This is a genomic window from Anaerococcus sp. NML200537 (assembly GCF_026131715.1).
Taxonomy (GTDB): Bacteria; Bacillota; Clostridia; order Tissierellales; family Peptoniphilaceae; genus Anaerococcus; species Anaerococcus kampingae.
This window is the reverse complement of record NZ_JAMXSL010000001.1, coordinates 106381-123844: the sequence shown is the minus strand read 5'-3', so window position 1 is coordinate 123844 and position 17464 is coordinate 106381. Positions and strand designations below refer to the sequence as shown.

Annotated in this window: 15 protein-coding genes and 1 other annotated feature (1 of these 16 cut by a window edge); all 15 genes read left to right on the top strand. The window is 38.4% G+C overall.

Annotated features, from left to right (window positions below):
* Window positions 1-104: a binding site (T-box leader), on the top strand (it extends 129 nt beyond the left edge of the window).
* 47 nt (window positions 105-151) lie between these two features.
* The 15 genes from NH288_RS00520 (at window position 152) to NH288_RS00450 (ending at window position 17442) form a co-directional block, all read left to right on the top strand.
* Window positions 152-1357, top strand: coding sequence for a M20 metallopeptidase family protein (locus NH288_RS00520; RefSeq protein WP_265212258.1), 1206 nt, complete (start codon window positions 152-154; stop codon window positions 1355-1357).
* Window positions 1354-2385 (top strand): methionine ABC transporter ATP-binding protein, encoded by a 1032-nt coding sequence (locus NH288_RS00515; protein WP_265212256.1) that lies wholly within the window; start codon window positions 1354-1356, stop codon window positions 2383-2385. Before NH288_RS00520 ends, NH288_RS00515 begins: the two co-directional genes overlap by 4 nt.
* Window positions 2372-3037, top strand: coding sequence for a methionine ABC transporter permease (locus NH288_RS00510; RefSeq protein WP_265212255.1), 666 nt, complete (start codon window positions 2372-2374; stop codon window positions 3035-3037). Before NH288_RS00515 ends, NH288_RS00510 begins: the two co-directional genes overlap by 14 nt.
* 67 nt (window positions 3038-3104) lie before the next feature.
* On the top strand, window positions 3105-3983 hold the full coding sequence (locus tag NH288_RS00505) for a MetQ/NlpA family ABC transporter substrate-binding protein (RefSeq protein ID WP_265212253.1): 879 nt from the start codon (window positions 3105-3107) through the stop codon (window positions 3981-3983).
* A gap of 456 nt (window positions 3984-4439) precedes the next feature.
* A complete protein-coding gene (locus tag NH288_RS00500) occupies window positions 4440-4922 on the top strand; it encodes a glutathione peroxidase (RefSeq protein WP_265212251.1) in 483 nt (160 codons plus the stop codon).
* The gene (locus tag NH288_RS00495) at window positions 4915-5406 is read left to right on the top strand and encodes an AMMECR1 domain-containing protein (RefSeq protein WP_265212249.1); all 492 of its coding nucleotides are present in this window, start codon (window positions 4915-4917) and stop codon (window positions 5404-5406) included. The genes NH288_RS00500 and NH288_RS00495 overlap by 8 nt, the downstream gene beginning before the upstream one ends.
* Before the next feature lie 266 nt (window positions 5407-5672).
* Window positions 5673-8795, top strand: a complete 3123-nt coding sequence (gene ileS / locus NH288_RS00490; RefSeq protein ID WP_265212247.1) for an isoleucine--tRNA ligase — start codon at window positions 5673-5675, stop codon at window positions 8793-8795.
* 67 nt (window positions 8796-8862) lie between these two features.
* Window positions 8863-9312, top strand: coding sequence for an 8-oxo-dGTP diphosphatase (locus NH288_RS00485; RefSeq protein WP_265212245.1), 450 nt, complete (start codon window positions 8863-8865; stop codon window positions 9310-9312).
* A 157-nt stretch (window positions 9313-9469) separates the two neighbouring features.
* Window positions 9470-10510, top strand: coding sequence for a lipid II:glycine glycyltransferase FemX (locus NH288_RS00480; RefSeq protein ID WP_265212243.1), 1041 nt, complete (start codon window positions 9470-9472; stop codon window positions 10508-10510).
* Window positions 10482-11195 (top strand): ABC transporter ATP-binding protein, encoded by a 714-nt coding sequence (locus NH288_RS00475; protein ID WP_265212241.1) that lies wholly within the window; start codon window positions 10482-10484, stop codon window positions 11193-11195. The genes NH288_RS00480 and NH288_RS00475 overlap by 29 nt, the downstream gene beginning before the upstream one ends.
* On the top strand, window positions 11188-12165 hold the full coding sequence (locus tag NH288_RS00470) for a COG1361 S-layer family protein (RefSeq protein WP_265212237.1): 978 nt from the start codon (window positions 11188-11190) through the stop codon (window positions 12163-12165). The genes NH288_RS00475 and NH288_RS00470 overlap by 8 nt, the downstream gene beginning before the upstream one ends.
* Window positions 12155-13525 carry an ABC transporter permease gene (locus tag NH288_RS00465; protein ID WP_265212234.1) on the top strand — a complete coding sequence of 457 codons (1371 nt, stop codon included), beginning with the start codon at window positions 12155-12157 and terminating at the stop codon, window positions 13523-13525. The genes NH288_RS00470 and NH288_RS00465 overlap by 11 nt, the downstream gene beginning before the upstream one ends.
* The gene (locus NH288_RS00460) at window positions 13525-14616 is read left to right on the top strand and encodes a hypothetical protein (protein WP_265212233.1); all 1092 of its coding nucleotides are present in this window, start codon (window positions 13525-13527) and stop codon (window positions 14614-14616) included. The genes NH288_RS00465 and NH288_RS00460 overlap by 1 nt, the downstream gene beginning before the upstream one ends.
* 68 nt (window positions 14617-14684) lie before the next feature.
* Window positions 14685-15920: a peptidase T gene (gene pepT, locus NH288_RS00455; RefSeq protein WP_265212231.1), complete on the top strand. Its 1236-nt coding sequence runs from the start codon at window positions 14685-14687 to the stop codon at window positions 15918-15920.
* Between the two features lie 142 nt (window positions 15921-16062).
* The gene (locus tag NH288_RS00450) at window positions 16063-17442 is read left to right on the top strand and encodes a sialidase family protein (protein ID WP_265212230.1); all 1380 of its coding nucleotides are present in this window, start codon (window positions 16063-16065) and stop codon (window positions 17440-17442) included.
* Window positions 17443-17464 lie beyond the last annotated feature (22 nt).

Here is a 17464-nt window from a genome sequence, read left to right as displayed (position 1 = left end):
GGTATTCCCGTTATAGAAGAAGAGTATGTTTGTACTTAATGAGTGTATATTTGGGGTGACCCAGGTATAAAATAAGGTGGTAACGCGATTTAAACGTCCTTATATTCCTATGTGGAATATGGGACGTTTTTTTTATGAAATTGAGGAAGGAATGACTTTAATCGAAAAGATAAAAGAAGAAATAAAACTTAATAAGGACGATATTTTAAAAACTCGAAGATATTTGCACGAGTATCCAGAAGTATCAAGTCATGAGTATGAAACAAGTAAGTACCTCAAAAAAAGGTGCAAAGATTTGGGATTTATTGTAGAGGATGTCGAAGGGTCAACCGGTTTTACAGCTCTTTTTGATACAAAAAAACCTGGAAAGACAATTGGAATTAGGACTGACCTTGATGCCTTGGCAATTGATGAAGATATCTACAATCTTAAAAACAAAAAGCTAGTGGTCTCAAAAAATCCCGGCGTATCTCACGCTTGTGGTCACGATAGCCACATGACTGTGGCATTGTTTGCAGGCAAAATCCTCAAAGATTTGGCAGATCAATATTGCGGCAAGATTTATCTTATTTTTGAGGAAGCTGAAGAAACAGGGGCAGGAATTAATCCTATGCTAGACCACTTAAAAGATAAGGGACTTGATGCAGTTTATGGTAATCACCAAAGTCCTGGTTTAGATGTTGGGAAATTTTCCATAAAAGAAGGTCCAGCCTATGCTGGATGTGGAGGCCTTGACTTTGATGTAATAGGAAAAGGAGGCCATGGGTCAAGACCTGATAAGGCTGTAAATCCTCTTATTGCAACATCCCACATAATAACAGCCCTAAATTCTGCTTGGAATAACCAGTTAGACCTTGAAAAGCCTGTAAGTCTTGGCATAGGAGCTATCAATGGTGGATCGGCAGCTAATGTCATCTGCGATAGGGCAAATATCAAGGGAACTTTAAGATTTTTCGACCTAGAAGAAGGTAAAAAGGCACTGGAAGTAGTTAAAAATATTGCAGACCTAACTGCAAGAGCCCATGGCTGCACTGTCAAGTTCCATGATTATACGAAAGTAGTGGCAGAGCCTGTAATAAATGATGAAGGCTTAGCTAAAAAAGTGAAGGAAAGCCTAAATAGCTTGTATGAAGATGCTTTAATAGAAAGTCCAAAACTTTGGATTTCAGAATCCTTTTATGGATATTCCAAACTTTGCCCAAGTATTTTTATAAATTTTGGAACTAAAAATGAAGCAGAAGGGAAGGTTAGCGACCTTCACACAGCTAAGTTTGACCTAGATGAGAGGGGAATTGATTATGCCCTAGGTCTTGCAATTAAGTTTGCTATAGATTTTTTGAAAGAGAGCGATAGATGATAGAATTAAAAAATATAACGGTTGACTTTGATGGATTCAAAGCAGTAGATGATGTTAGTTTGACAATTGAAGAACAAGACACCTTTGGAATTGTTGGTTTTTCAGGAGCTGGTAAATCAACTCTTGTTAGAACCATAAACCTACTCCAAAGACCAAGTCAGGGTCAAGTCTTAATTGACGGAGAAAACCTCCTAGATTTATCAAACAAGGACCTAAGGGCTAGGAGAAAAAAGATTGGCATGATTTTCCAACACTTTAACCTCCTAAATAACCTTACAGTTATTGACAATGTAATTTTTCCAATAAAAAAAGATAAGTCTTTAACCAAGGAAGAAAAAAGACAAAAAGCCCTAGACCTCTTAGAAACAGTGGGCATTAAAGATAAGGCTCAGGCTTATCCAAGTGAATTATCAGGTGGTCAGCAACAAAGATGTGCCATAGCAAGGGCACTTGCATCAGATCCTGAAATCTTACTTTGTGATGAGGCTACAAGTGCTCTAGATCCAAAGACAACCAAGCAAATTTTAAAATTACTTAAGGACTTAAACGACAAACTAAGGCTAACTGTAGTAATAATTACCCACCAGATGGATGTGGTAAAAGACCTTTGCAACAAATGTGCAGTGATGCAAGATGGCAAGGTCATAGAATGTGGGTCGACCTTGGATATATTTTCAAATCCAAAAAATAAACTCACTAGGGAATTTGTTGAGACTTCGACAAATATTTCTGAAACCATAGAAGAAGTTAAGTCCAATATAGGAATCCTAAAGGATAATGAAGTCCTAGCCAAATTATCATATCTGGGTCAATCAACCACAGAGCCAATTATTAATGAATTATTTGAAAAATTTGGAGTTAGGACAAATATCCTAGCAGGTAATATAGAATTTATAAATGGTACAGCAGTTGGTAACTTAATTGTAAGCTTTAAGGGCGATGACGATAAGTTGGTAGAAGTAAGCACTTATTTAAAGGATAAGGGCACAAACTTAGAAATATTAGGAGGTAAGGATGGGATTTTTTAGTTATTCCCTATCTATAAAAGACAGGATTATAAGTGATTTTAAAGTAACCCTCTATATGCTAATTGTATCTGCAATTTTTGCAGGAATACTTGGTCTAATCTTGGGTGTAATAATGGTAGTTACAGATAAGGATAGGATTCTAGAAAATAGGATAATTTACAGCATTTTAGATAAATTAACCAACCTCTTCAGGGCCATTCCCTTTGTAATCTTGCTTGCTCTTATAGCTCCTTTTACAAAAGCTATAGTAGGAACAAGAATAGGAGCTACAGCAGCAATTGTTCCGCTAACATTTTCTGCAGTGCCATTTTTTGCAAGGCAGGTTGAGCAAGCCTTAGCTGATGTAGATAGCGGTAAGGTTGAGGCGGCAGAGGCTATGGGCCTAAGTCCTGTAGAAATTATTACAAGGGTCTACCTAAGAGAAGGCCTTCCAAGCTTGATTAGAGTTTCATCTATCACTCTAATTTCATTATTAGGACTAACTGCAATGGCAGGTACAGTTGGAGCTGGTGGTATAGGCGATTTAGCCATAGCCGTAGGCTACCAAAGATATAAAGACGATGTGGTAATAGTATCAGTTATACTTATTTTGATTGTTGTTTATCTAATACAAGGTATCGCTAATTACCTTATTAGAAAGACAAGCCATTAGGAAATCATCTCAAAAGAGATTTCAAATATATTTGTTGGAACGTTGCTAAAAATAAAAGGAGAAAGAAATGAAATTAACTAGCAAAATAGCCCTAGCACTAGGCTTAATAGTGACATTGACATCATGTGGAAGCGGAGCGGGAAAGAAGGAAGAAGCTCCAAAAGAAGAAACAAAGACAGAGACTAAGGACACAGGTGATGCAGCAAAATCAACTGACCCAGTTCACATCAAAATAGGTGTAGTTGGCGAATACAACGAAGTATTAGAAGAAGTTATCAAAAGATATGAAGCTGGAACAGGTAATACTGTTGAATTAGTTAAATTTTCTGACTATGCTCAACCAAACGAAGCCCTTCTTGCCGGAGATATAGACTTAAATGCCTACCAACACTATAAATTCCTAAAAGAATTTAACGAAGATAAGGGAAGCGACCTTGTATCTATTGGAGATACTATGCTTGCACCAATAACCTTATATTCTAACAAGGTTGAAAAGCTTGATGACATAAAAGAAGGGGCAAAAATAGCTATACCTAATGACCCATCAAATGGATCAAGAGCCCTATTCCTCTTACAAGATGCTGGTCTTATCAAAGTTGAAGGCGAGCCTGGAGATACAATAGGAGTTGATAAGATAAAAGAAAATCCTAAAAAGCTTGAAATTGTAGAAATGGACGCATCACAAACTGCAAGAAGCTTAGATGATGTAGACTGTGCAGTAGTAAACGACACCTTTGCCCTAGATGCTGGTCTAGACAAGAAAAAAGGAATCTACGTAGAAGATCCAAAGAGCGAATCTGTAAAACAATACATCAACCTAATAGCAGCAAGAAAAGAAGACGAAAACAACGAAGCCTACAAGGAATTCGTAAAATATTATCAAACAGACGAAACAAAGGCTGACTTTGAAAGAATAACCGATGGTGCATGGATACCTGCTTGGTAACCCTCCATCGAGGGTCGCAAAGTAGCGAAGCGCTTTGCGATTCATTCCCCCACTTGTTTTTTAAAACAAGTGGGGCAATATATGAGCGTTAAATCCCCTCGTATTGGGATTTAAAAGCGGAGTGAGAAAAAACAAAAGACTCGAACCTTGAAAAAATAAAAAAAAACCAAGATAGGCTCGCAAAGTAGCAAAGCGCTTTGCGATTCATACCCCCACTTGTTTTTTTAAACAAGTGGGGCAATATACGAGCGTTAAATCCCCTCGTATGAGGATTTAAAAGCGGTGTGAGAAAAAACTAAAGGTTCATCTGTTCCTGTATTTGATTATTAAATTATATCCCAGGCTTAGACCTGGGTTTTTGTTATAAAAAATGAAGATAGAACTATAAACTGAATTTACAGACAAAAGATGTATAATATAAGGGAAAACACAGGCAAAAAACTTAAGGAGATACAAATGACTACAGTTTATGATTTTAAGGTTAAAAATGCTGAAGGAGAAATGGTTTCTCTTGAAAAATATAAGGGCAAGGTCCTCCTTATAGTAAATACTGCGACAAAATGCGGCTTTACCCCACAATATGAGGGCTTAGAAGAATTATATGAAAAATATAGGGGTAGGGGTTTTGAAATCCTTGATTTCCCATCAAATCAATTTGGCGGTCAGGCTCCTGGAAGTATAGAAGAAATCAATGGTTTTTGTGAACTTAATTTTGGGACAAGCTTTGATAGGTTTGATAAGATAGATGTAAATGGCGAAAATGAAGACCCACTTTACACCTTCCTAAAAAGTCAAAAGAGTGCCCTAGCAGGCCCTGCCATCAAGTGGAATTTCACCAAATTTTTGATAGATAAAAATGGAAATGTAGTTAAAAGATACGGCTCTGCCAAAAAGCCAAAAAACATAGCAAAGGACATAGAGGAAGAATTAAATGCATAAGGATAAGCTAGTAGAACTTGCCTTCGAATCTATAAGATATTATCTTGAAAATGGCAAGTATTTAGAAAAATACGACGAAGAATTTAAGGACAACCACAACGGCGTCCTCATTCAAATAACAAAGGGAGATAGGACAGAAAGATCTGGTTCAATCTATCCAACCAGGGCTAACATTGCCCTAGATGTGATCTATGAAGCAGTAAACCTAGGTGTCTTTGACAATGCCTTTGCTCTAAAACTTGATGAATTAGATGATATCTATATCCAAGTTTTGGAAGTTACAAAGGTAAAAGCGATGGAAAAGCTTGAAGAATTTGGAGTTTACTCAGGACTTCTCCTAAATTATTCAAACAACCCAGCCCTAGTCTTTAGGGATGATTATGAGACTGACTTTCAGATGTTTGAAGATGCTAAGGAAAGGGCTAATGTCGATGACTATGACATCTTTAGCATGGAGAAATTTAAGATAAAAAGACATATCTAGGGCCCTTTATATTTGACAAAAGCAAGTAAAATAGTACATTATTTGAGTAAGTATATAGATTAGACTATATAAAGAAGAGTAACTTATATCGAAGCTTCAGAGAGGCATGGTTGGTGAGAATGCTAGGGGAGATATGAGCGAAGATCATCTTTATTGTTTATTAGGTGAAAGGAGTAATCTAGTAGGAATGCCAATCCTTAAGAGCAAATCAGGAAATAAGTGGACCGTCTGTATGGACGGTCCTTTTTTATTAGAAAGGAAATCATATGTGCAATCATCATCATTTTGAAGAAATTAACAGCAAAAATGTCAGAGAAAGAGAAGCCTATATCCAAAAATTTTGGGATGAGATTGACCTTCTTGATAAGACATTTGAAACAAGAAAAGATGCCGAAGATTATGTAATCTACGATGGCCCTCCAACAGCAAATGGTAAGCCAGGTATCCACCACGTTATAGCCAGAACCCTAAAGGATATGACAAGCCGCTATAAGAACATGAGAGGCTATAGGGTCCTTAAAAAGGCTGGTTGGGATACACACGGTTTGCCAGTTGAGATTGAAGTAGAAAAGCAACTTGGCTTTCATGACAAAAACGACATAGAAGAATACGGTATAGAGAAATTTAACAAATTATGTAAGGAATCTGTTTGGAAATATTCTGATATGTGGAGAGACATGTCAGATAGGATGGGATATCTTTACGACATGGACCACCCATATGTAACCATGAACAATGACTACATAGAAAGTGAGTGGTGGCTTTTAGATAAGGCCTTCAAAGAAGGTTTAATCTATGAAGGTGCTAAGGTTATGCCATATTGTCCAAGATGTGGTACAGGTCTTGCCAGCCACGAGGTAGCCCAAGGTTATCAAATGGATAAGACCATAACCCTTACAGTCAAATTTAAGAAAAAGGGAACAGACAATGAATATTTCCTAGCTTGGACTACAACACCTTGGACCCTCCCATCAAACCTTGCCCTAGCTGTAAATCCAGACCTAGATTATGTAAAGGTCTACGACAAGGCAGATGACGCCTACTACTACATGGCCAAATCCCTAGAAGCTAAGCTAATGGATAATAGGGACTATGAAGAAATCGAAGTGATGAAGGGTGCTGACCTTGAATATATGGAATATGAACAACTCATGCCATATGTAAAGGCAGATCCAGAAAGAGCCTTCAAGGTAATCCTAGCTGACTATGTATCAGCAGAAGATGGTACAGGTATAGTCCACACAGCGCCAGCCTTTGGTGAGGACGACTACCAAGCTTGTAGAAAATATAACCTAGACTTCGTTCAACCGGTTGACCTAGAGGGTAAATTTACAACAACCCCTTGGGAGGGCGAATTTGTCTTTGATGCCAACGAGAAAATTTGGAGACACCTAGCAGAAGAGGGAGTAATCTTTGCCAAGGAAACTATGGAGCATAATTACCCACACTGCTGGAGATGCCACACACCACTAATTTATTATGCTAGACCATCTTGGTATATCGAAATGAGCAAGTTCTCAGATAAGATGGTAGAAAATAACGACGGAGTAAACTGGTTCCCACAAACAATCGGTGAGAAGAGATTTGGAAACTGGCTAGCCAATGTCAAAGACTGGGCAATCTCAAGGTCTAGATATTGGGGTACACCACTTAATATCTGGAGATGTGAGTGCGGCCACACAGATACAGTAGGCAGTCGTGCTGAGCTTAAAGACCGTGCAATAGAGGATATCTCAGAAGATATAGAGCTACACAGACCATATGTAGATGATGTTCACATCAAGTGCGATAAGTGCGGGGGCACCATGTCTAGGGTTCCAGACGTAATGGATGTTTGGTTTGACTCAGGATCTATGCCATTTGCCCAACTCCACTACCCATTTGAAAACAAAGAACTCTTTGAAAATGACTACTACCCAGCAGACTTTATCTGCGAGGGAATTGACCAAACAAGGGGCTGGTTCTACTCACTAATGGCTATTTCAACAATAACCACTGGCAAGGCTCCATTTAAAAATGTCCTAGTAAATGACCTAGTAGTAGATAAAAACGGTAGAAAGATGTCAAAATCTTTAGGCAACACCCTAGACCCATTTGAATTATTCGACAAATATGGGGCAGATGCGGTAAGATTCTACTCCCTATACGTATCACCAGCTTGGATGCAAACCAAATTTGACGAAAAAGGCCTAGTAGAAGTTAAAAACAACTTCTTCAGAACTTTTGAAAATGTCTACAACTTCTTTGCCCTTTATGCAGGTACAGATGGCCTAAGCCTAGAGGATATCAAAGGATTTTCTGATGTAAAACTTGATAATATAGACAAATGGCTATATTCAAGACTTAACAGCCTAATCAAAGACTACGATTCTTATATGGATAGCTTTGATTTCAACAAGGTAGTTCACGAGATAAATGACTTTGTAGTAGAAGATCTATCAAATTGGTATATCAGACGTAATAGGAAGAGATTCTGGTCTCAAGATATGACTGATTCTAAAAAGGCAGTTTATAAGACAACTTACGATGTCCTAGTGACCCTAGCCAAGCTAATAGCGCCAATCACACCATTCTTAGCAGAAGAAGTCTTTAAGAAGCTAACAGGTGAAGAAACAGTTCACACCCAAATCTTGCCAGAAGCAAACGGAAGCTTAATCGATGAAAAAATCGAAGCTGACATGGACCTAGTAAGAAAGATTGTAAACCTAGGCCGTGCTTCAAGAGAAAAAGAAGCAATCAAGGTTCGTCAACCTCTATCAAAGATTGTAGTAGATGGTTCTTATAAGGAAAGATTAGAAAATCTTCTTCCACTTATAAAAGAAGAGCTAAATATCAAGGAAGTCGACTTTGAAGATGACCTATCAGAATTTATGAACTACTTCCTAAAACCAGATTTCAGGGTGGTAGGTAGGATTTTCCAATCCAAGGTAAACGACTTTGCTAAATACCTTGCAACAACAAATGCAAAAGACTTTATAGAAAAGGTCGAAGAGGGACCAGTAAAGGTAGAACTTGCTGGTGAAGAATTTGAAGTAAGTAAGGATTATCTAGATATTAGAATCTCAGCCAAGGAAGGCTTTGATGTGGAAATTGACGGCAATGTCTTTGTAATCCTAGATACAGAAATTACAGAAGACCTAAGAGATGAAGGCTACGCTAGAGAATTTATTTCAAAAATCCAAAACCTAAGAAAAGACTCTGGTTTTGAGGTTACAGATAGGATAAATATTGCTTTTGATGCTGATCCTGACCTTACAGGCTCTCTTGAAAAGTTTGGGGAAGTAATCAAAAAAGAAACCCTAGCAGAAAATCTAACAAAAGCAGAACTTGATGGTGAAGATTTAGAATTAAACGATAAGAAAGTAAAAATAAGTCTAGAAAGATTATAGACTAATGAGGGGCTGGCATTTGCTAGCCTCTTTTTAAGTCTGTATAATCTCTAAGAGAGGTATAAAAATGCAAGTATTACTAATGAACATGATAAAAATTTATAATAAAGACACAGGCGAGGTCCTAGTACTGGACAAGGTCAAAAAATATGGCTGGGAAGGCCTTACCTTTCCTGGAGGCAAGGTCGAAGAGGGGGAATCCTTTGAAGATGCCGCAATAAGGGAGGCCAAGGAAGAAACCAATCTAGATATCAAAAATCCAAAGCTAGTAGGCATCATCACCTGGATCACAGATGAAAGAAAGGATGTGGGCCTTCTTTATGAAACAAGCGACTTTACTGGTGACCTTATCACAGATAATAGGGAAGGCAAGCTCTTTTGGCAAGACTATGAAGACTTCAAAAAGACCAATCCCAAATCCATGTCCATGAACCACATCCTAAAAATCTATGAGGGAGAATGCAGGGAAGTCTTTTGGGACTTTAGAGGCGGCAAAGAAGAGATAAATTATTTTTAGTCCTAGAGATAGGACTTTTTTCTTACAAAAATTTTAAGGCTAATTGCATATAATTATCAATATTATTTAAATTAAGTTCTTGCCTATGTACCTTTAGTGTGATACAATTATCATAAGTGTATTACTATAGACCAAACATTAAGAATTGAGGTAAGCAATGATACTTGATTTAAAAGATAAAAACAAAGTTGAAAAATACAATAACTTTATAAAAACATCCCCCTATGGCCATTTCCAACAAGATATGCGTTGGGCAAGGCTTAAGAAGACTTGGGAGAGTGTATATTTTTATTTAGAAGAAGACTGTAAGATAAAGGCAGCCCTATCTGTCATATATATAAGGGATAAAAAAACAGGCAAGAATTTCTTCTACGGCCCAAGGGGTCCTGTTTGCGACCCTTATGATATTGATTCTATTAAAAGCCTAATAGGAGAGGCGAGCGATTTTGCTAGGGATAATGACGGGTTTTTGCTAAGGCTAGACCCCTACTATGCCTATGATGAAAATTTAGTAAAGCTCTATGAGGAAAATGGCTTAAAGGTTCGTTTTGATAAGGAAAAATCCAGCCAACCCCTCCTTAATATGGTCCTAGACCTAAAGGGGAGAAATGAAGATGAAATCATGGCGACCTTTAGCAAAAATACCAGAAAACATATAAGGAAATCATATAGGGATGGGATTGTTACGAAAATCTTACCAAAAGAAGATATAAATATTCTCTATAATCAAATTGTAGAAACATCAGAAAGAGCTGGCATCGGTCACAGGCCTCTTGATTATATGAAAGACCTATATGACCTTTATGAGGATGAGTCAAGGCTTTCTGTATGCTTTTATGAAGGAGAACCGGTTTGTTCATCTCTTCTAATAAAGTACGGCAACTGGGCCACATCCCTTTATGGAGGATCGTCTGATAAGCATAAGGACATGAGCCAAAATTATCAGATAAATTTTGAAGAGATTAAATATTGCATAGAAAATGGCATAAAATACTACGATATGGGTGGTATTTTTGAGACTGATGGGACCGATGGCCTCTATGATTTTAAGAAAAAATTTACCGAAGATAATGTAAGAAAATCTATCGGGGAGATTGATATTGTAATCGATGATGCGGCCTACGACCTTTACATGACAGACCTAAATCCCCACTACCAAAGGAAAGATGATGAGCTTAATAAAGATAAGGAATCTTAAAAAATATTATAAGGTCGGAGGGTCAATAATAAAGGCCCTGGACGGGATAAACCTAGACATAGAAAAGGGAGAATTTGTAGCCCTACTTGGTACATCAGGATCAGGTAAGTCGACCCTTTTAAATATGCTGGCAGGTCTTGAAAGACCGACAAAAGGATCAATCGAATATGGCAAGATTGACCTAACAAAGCTTACAGAAGACCAGATAACCAAATTTAGAAACCTAAACATAGGCTTTGTCTTCCAATCCTACAATCTCCTTCCTTATTTGTCAGCCTGGGAAAATGTGGCCCTCCCCCTTACCTTTAAGGGACTTTCTGCTAAGGAGCGAAAGATAGAAGCCATTAAAATCCTAAAGGCTGTAGGTCTTGAGCATAGGATATATAACAAGCCAAATGAGCTTTCAGGAGGCCAACAGCAGAGGGTATCCATTGCCCGTGCCTTTGTCGGAGCTCCACCAATAATCTTTGCAGATGAGCCTACAGGCAACCTTGACACCAAGACCAGCTTTGAGATAATGCAGCTTATAAAAGACATCACAAGGAAAAACAAACAGACCTTTATCATGGTAACCCATGATGATGAGATGACAGAATTTGCCGATAAGACCCTCTTCATGAGAGATGGCAAGCTAGATAAGATTCACGAAAAACTAACAATTGATGAGGTACTTACAAATGAGTGAAAATACAAACGAACAAATGACTGTAAATGTCAAAAACCAACCAAAGATAATGATATCATCCTACAGGCTAGAGCCAAAAATAGCCGAGGCTGGCAAATCTTTTGATCTATATTTTGACCTATACAACACAAACTCTAGAAATTCCATCTACAACCTAAAGGCCACCATTGAGCAAAACCTAGGTGCCCAACCTCAAAATACAGGCGAAAATTCTTCTATGGTATCAGATGGGTCTGTATTTTCGCCAGTAAATCAGTCAAATTCATTTTATGTAGCAGCTCTATATCCTTGGAATACAGCCCACAGACAGATAAAGATGAATGTCCTTCCAAATGCTGTTGCAGGCAACTACGTCATAAATATGACCATAGAATATGAAGATGCTGACGGCAACCAATACAAAACCACAGAAGCAATAGGCATCCCAGTTGTCCAAAGGGCCGGAGTAAGTATGGGAGAAGTCAAGGCAGAAAATCTTGCCGTAGGCCAGCCTACAGAAATGTCTGTAAATATTTATAATACTGGCAAGGATAACCTATCTACCTTCATGTGTGATGTCATAGGCAAGGGCATAAAAATTGACAATGACAGGAAATTTATAGGTAATTTTAAGACAGGCACCCAAGAGACCTTTTCTTTCACAGCCACCCCTCTTAGGGAAGGAGAAATAGAAGGACAAATCATGCTCTCCTACGAGGACTCCACAGGCAAGCTCCACACCCAAGTTCTAGACTTCAACAAGGAAGTGGCAGCTGGCATGGGAGAAGAAGCTATGCCAGGAGAAAATGGAGAAATGGGAGCCTATGACCCAGCCATGGATCCAAATTCTGGCCAAGGTGGCGGTTCCTTACTCACATCGCCATTTATATGGATTGGCCTAATAGCCATAATAGTATTATCGGTAGTTCTTTATAAAAAGAGAAAACATAAAAAAGAAGATGAGGAGCTTCTAATAGACGATGAAGATTAGTGACAGGCTCCTAATGGCTCTAAGAAACCTCTCAAGGAGAAAGTCCAGGACCATCCTTACAGTCCTTTCGGTAGTCATAGGGGCAACATCAATCATACTAATGCTAGCCTTCGCCAGCGGTATCTCAAATTCTCAAAAGCAAATGATAGAATCCTTTGGCGGCCTAACTAGCATAAATATAGTAAACGACCAGCAAGATGACAGGGTCGAGGTAAAAGAAGCAGATATTAATAAGCTTAAGAAAATCAAGGGAGTAAGGGCTGTTGTCCCATCCAGTGATTTTTGGTCAGATTTAGTCATAGATGATGGCAAGTCCTACGCCCTATCAAGCGGTTTTGAAGTCATCCCAGACGAGATTTTTGCCATGCTAAGCTCTGACATGTTTGAATGGGGTAAAACCCTAAGTCCATCTGATTCTGACAAGCTAATACTAAGCCAGCAGGCCAGGGTTGATAAGATCGAAGTTATGCCTGGTGGGGGCTGGTCATCTACAGGAAGTGCAGATGATTTTAATTTCAATGATCATAAGTTTACCATTAGGCTTGGCTATATGAATGAAGAAGATGACGGGGTCCACTTTGGCAATGATGAGGAAAACCAGCAAAGCTCAAAGCCAACCTACGTAGATGTGCCGGTAAAAATTGCTGGCAAGCTAAACAATGCCTCCATGCTCAAGGGCTGGTCATCCTATATCAACGAAAGCCTTTATAAAAAGCTTAAAAAAGAAGATGCAAAGCTAGAATCCCCACAAATGGGGGCATCTTACGATGAAAAAACTGGCCAAACCATAATTGATAAGTCAGATAAAGTTACCTATAACAAGCTAAGGGTAATTGTAGATGATGTAGATAATCTGGAAGCAATCGAAAATGACATAAAAAAAGCAGGCTTTAAGACCCAATCAGAGGCAGGCTCTGCAGAAGAAATCAAAAAGCAAACCATGCAAGTAACCCTAATCCTTGGTGGAATCGGATCTGTCGCCTTTATAGTATCGGCCATAGGCATAATCAATACCATGCTAATGTCAATCTATGAAAGACAAAAAGAAATCGGAGTCATGAAGGTAATCGGAGCATCAATAGCTGATATAAGGTCTATGTTTCTGATAGAATCAGGCTTTATAGGATTTTTTGGGGGAGTGATTGGCCTTTTAATATCCTTTGGAGTAGGATCGGTCATAAATAATCTCACCCAAGGCGGAGGATTCTTCGGTGGTGATGGGGGAGATATCATCTCCATAAGCCCAGGCCTTGCCCTAGTGGGAGTAGGATTTTCTGCCCTAGTAGGAGTTATGGCAGGCTATATTCCAGCTAGACGTGCTACCAAGCTTTCAGCTATAGAAGCCTTAAGGAGTAACTGATGAAAAAGAAAATTCTTATTACAATTCTTGGCCTTATCCTTGTGGCTTGTGGGCCAAAAGATAGAGATGTCAACCAAGCAAGTAAGCCTGGAGAGAAAATAGAAAACCAAGATGACAAGCAAGCTAACAAGCCTGAAGAGAAAATAGAAGAAAAGGAAGATAATAAGCACGAAGAATCTTTAGAAAATGCGAAGGAAAATCAAGATTCTAAGGCTCTTGGAGAGGATGATTATTTCTTCTCCTACTACGACCTAGTAAGCATCAAGGACGGTCAGGTGATAGATGCCCTCAAGGATTTGGGCCTAAATACAAAAGATCTTTCTTATGAAAAGGAATATTCTGCAAGCTACATTCCTTATTCAAACGACCTCTTTGTCCTAGGCTCCTACCCTAAGCATGATTTTTCTATAAGAAAGATAGCGGGCAAGGACCTTACCACCCTTTATCAATTTAAGGAAAATGAGGCCTTTTTGCCAAAGGCAATGGTAGGTGATAAGATCTATGGCATGTATTCCTACTATGACGGTGATGATTATAACAAGCTTAATAGCGAAAAGTCAGGCCTAGCCCAAGTAGACCTTGCCAGTGGAAAGATAAACCTCTACACAGGAACAAGGTCAGCTGGTGGGGAAAGTATAATAGGACTTGGAGTTACTGATAAGGAAGCGGTTTTTTCAAAACTTGAAAAAGATACAAGCGTAAATCTTTATAAGATTGACCTAGAAAAGGCCTTTGACCAAGAACCAGACTTAATAGAAAAAGATACCCAGGTCCAATATGTAATGGGGGCTAAATATCTTGATAAGGATAAGCCTGTCTATGAGATATTCAAATCAGAAGGAAATGACATTAACATAAAAGATGAAAAATATACATTGACAGACACAGCCACCATTAATTTCATAGGCAAATACATGATTATCCAAAATCCAGGAGAGTCTGCTTATCTATTTAAGATGGATATAATAGATTACCTCACAGGAGAGACCATAGAAAAAGATCTAGAATCCTACGGCTACAGGGCCCACGATGGCAAGCTTTACTATATTGACCATGACAAAAATATAAAGAGCCTAGACCTTAACAAGTAAGATTATAGGCTTAAGGAAAGATCACAGCTAGCCTGTGGTTTTTTCTATAAAAAAAGAAAAGAGAAAATATGAATGAAAAGATAATAAAAGATAAATTAGTAGAAAATTTCCTAAAATATGTCGCAATTCCAAGTCAATCTGACGATAAAAACAAGGAAGTCCCATCAAGCCCTGGCCAGTGGGATTTGGCCAAGGTCTTAGCATCTGACCTAGAGGACTTGGGACTTTCTGATATAAATATAAATGACTTTGGAGTAGTGCAGGCAAGGCTTCCAAGAAGAGGAAAAAGCTCTAGATCTATAGGCTGGGTCGCCCATCTGGATACGGTCGATGTGGGTCTTTCAGATGAGATTCATCCTCAAATTATAAAATCCTATGATGGAAAAGATATCAATCAAAATGAAGAAATCACTTTTTCGACAAAAGATAACCCAGAAGTCCTAGCTTATATAGGCGATGACATAATTTTTACCGATGGTACATCAGTCCTAGGGGCAGATAATAAGGCAGCTATAGCAAATATAATGACAGCCCTTTGGTTTTTAAAAGAAAATCCAGAAATTGATCACTGCGAAATTTTCATAGCCTTTGTCCCTGATGAAGAAATTGGCCTAAGAGGAGCAAGAAAGATTGACTTTGATAGCTTTGATGTCGACTATGCCTACACCATAGATTGCTGCGCTCTGGGAGAGCTTGTCTATGAGACCTTTAATGCAGCAAGCGGCAGCCTTAAAATAAAGGGAGTTTCAGCCCATCCTATGTCAGCCAAGGGCAATCTAGTAAATCCAATCATGATAGCCCACGACTTTATAGCAATGCTAGATAGGGCCAAGATGCCTGAAAATACAGAAAATAGAGAAGGTTACATTTGGGTGACAGATATAAAGTCAGATGTCCTAAACTTAAGGCTTGACTTTAATATAAGAAACCACGATAGGGAAAAATTTGAGGCTAGCAAGGAATATCTTTATAAAATCACAGACCTATTAAAAGAAAGATACAAAAAAGCACATGTAGAAATAGAGATTACAGATGTCTATGACAATATAGCTGACTCCATGAATGATGAAAACAAGGTCGCTGTAGAAAGGCTAAGAGCAATCTTTAAAAGCCTAGATATAAAAGAGAAAATAATCCCAATGCGCGGCGGTACAGACGGATCTTTCCTATCCACAAGAGAAATCTTCACCCCGAATTATTTCACAGGAGCCCACAACTTCCACTCAAACAAGGAATTCTTGCCAATCCATAGCTTCTACAAGTCCTTCCTAGTTACTTTAAACTTAATGCAAGATAATTTTTAAAAGCCCAATGCGGGCTTTTTTTTGGCAATTTTAGCAAATTTACTAAGCTTATCAAAAGTATTTTCAAAAGACATTAAAAAATTGAAAATAATTTACTAGGCCCTATAATTTAATTAGGAAAATGTTTTACTAAGGAGGTATTATGTACATAAGCCAGACAATAGATTTGTTTTATCCAGGCCTTGAGAATTCGCCATATTATAGGATACCAAGCCTTGCCCTACTTAAAAATGGCGACCTCTTGGCAGGAGCTGACCAAAGATTAGAAAGTGAAAGCGATTGGGGAGGTCTAATTGAGCCTGCCCTAAGGATTAAAAAGAAGGGAGAAGATGATTTTTCAGATATCTTTAAGGCCTTTAAGGAGCCTAGATTTAAGGATGCCAATCCCACCTACACCATAGACACCAACCTCACTCCAGCCTACTACGAAGAAGGCAATAAGGTCTACATGGTAATTGATAAGTTTAGGTCAAGCGGTAACTACCTTACATCCAAAAAGGGCACAGGCTATGTAGAATTTGATGGGGAAAAATATCCGATTTTATTTTACAATAGCGGCAATGTCCTACTTTTTGAAAAGGCCCATGACAGGTACTACATAAAGGATGGCAAAGTATACGAAATGGACCACAGCCCAAGCCCATACAGGGTTTGCATGGAAGATTCCTATCCATATGACAAGTTGGGAAATATTTACCAGGGTGAAAAGCTAGTAGGAAATATTTATTCAGAAAAATCCTTCCTTAGGGTCCATCAGACTTCCTACCTATGGTTTACCCATTCAGAAGATGGGGGCAAGACTTGGAATAGCCCAGTTGACATATCCCATTTTGTGGCAGATGATAGGATGATGTTTATGGGAGTTTGCCCAGGAAGGGGACTCCAATTACCAAGCGGCAGGATCTTAATTCCTCTTTATTACACAACAGAAAATAAGGATGACATCTATGACCTTAGAGAGCATGCCTGCTTGATATATTCAGATGATTATGGCAAGACTTGGACAAGGTCAAAGTCTGTAAATGATGGAGATGGATATTCTTCTCTAGATGGTAAGACTCTTACAAACACAAGCGAAAGCCAGCTAGTAAGCCTAAATGACGGGACCCTAATCTTATTTTCTAGGACAACATCAGATAAGATTCTATATTCCTATTCATATGATGATGGAGAAAGTTTTGAAAAAGCCCTTTGCCAGATAGATTTTGATTCAGAAGCTTTCTGTATGGTATCAGTCCTAAAATATGACAAGGATGGAAAGGAATATATCCTAGTTGCAAATCCTAAGGGGCCAGGCAGAAACAATGGCTATATAAGAGTTATGGAAGTAGGAGAAGGAAATGAACTCAAAACTATCAGAGAAAAGCAAATCACAGACACAAACTTCACCTATTCCTGCCTAGAATATACAGGAAGAGAGGACATCTTTGCCCTGCTTTTTGAGCAAAGAGAGAAGGATGGAGATGAAGAGAAAGAGTTTTTAAAATACCTAGAATTTGACTTTGAATATTTGATGAATTAGAAGAATCTTTAGCAAAAAAGAT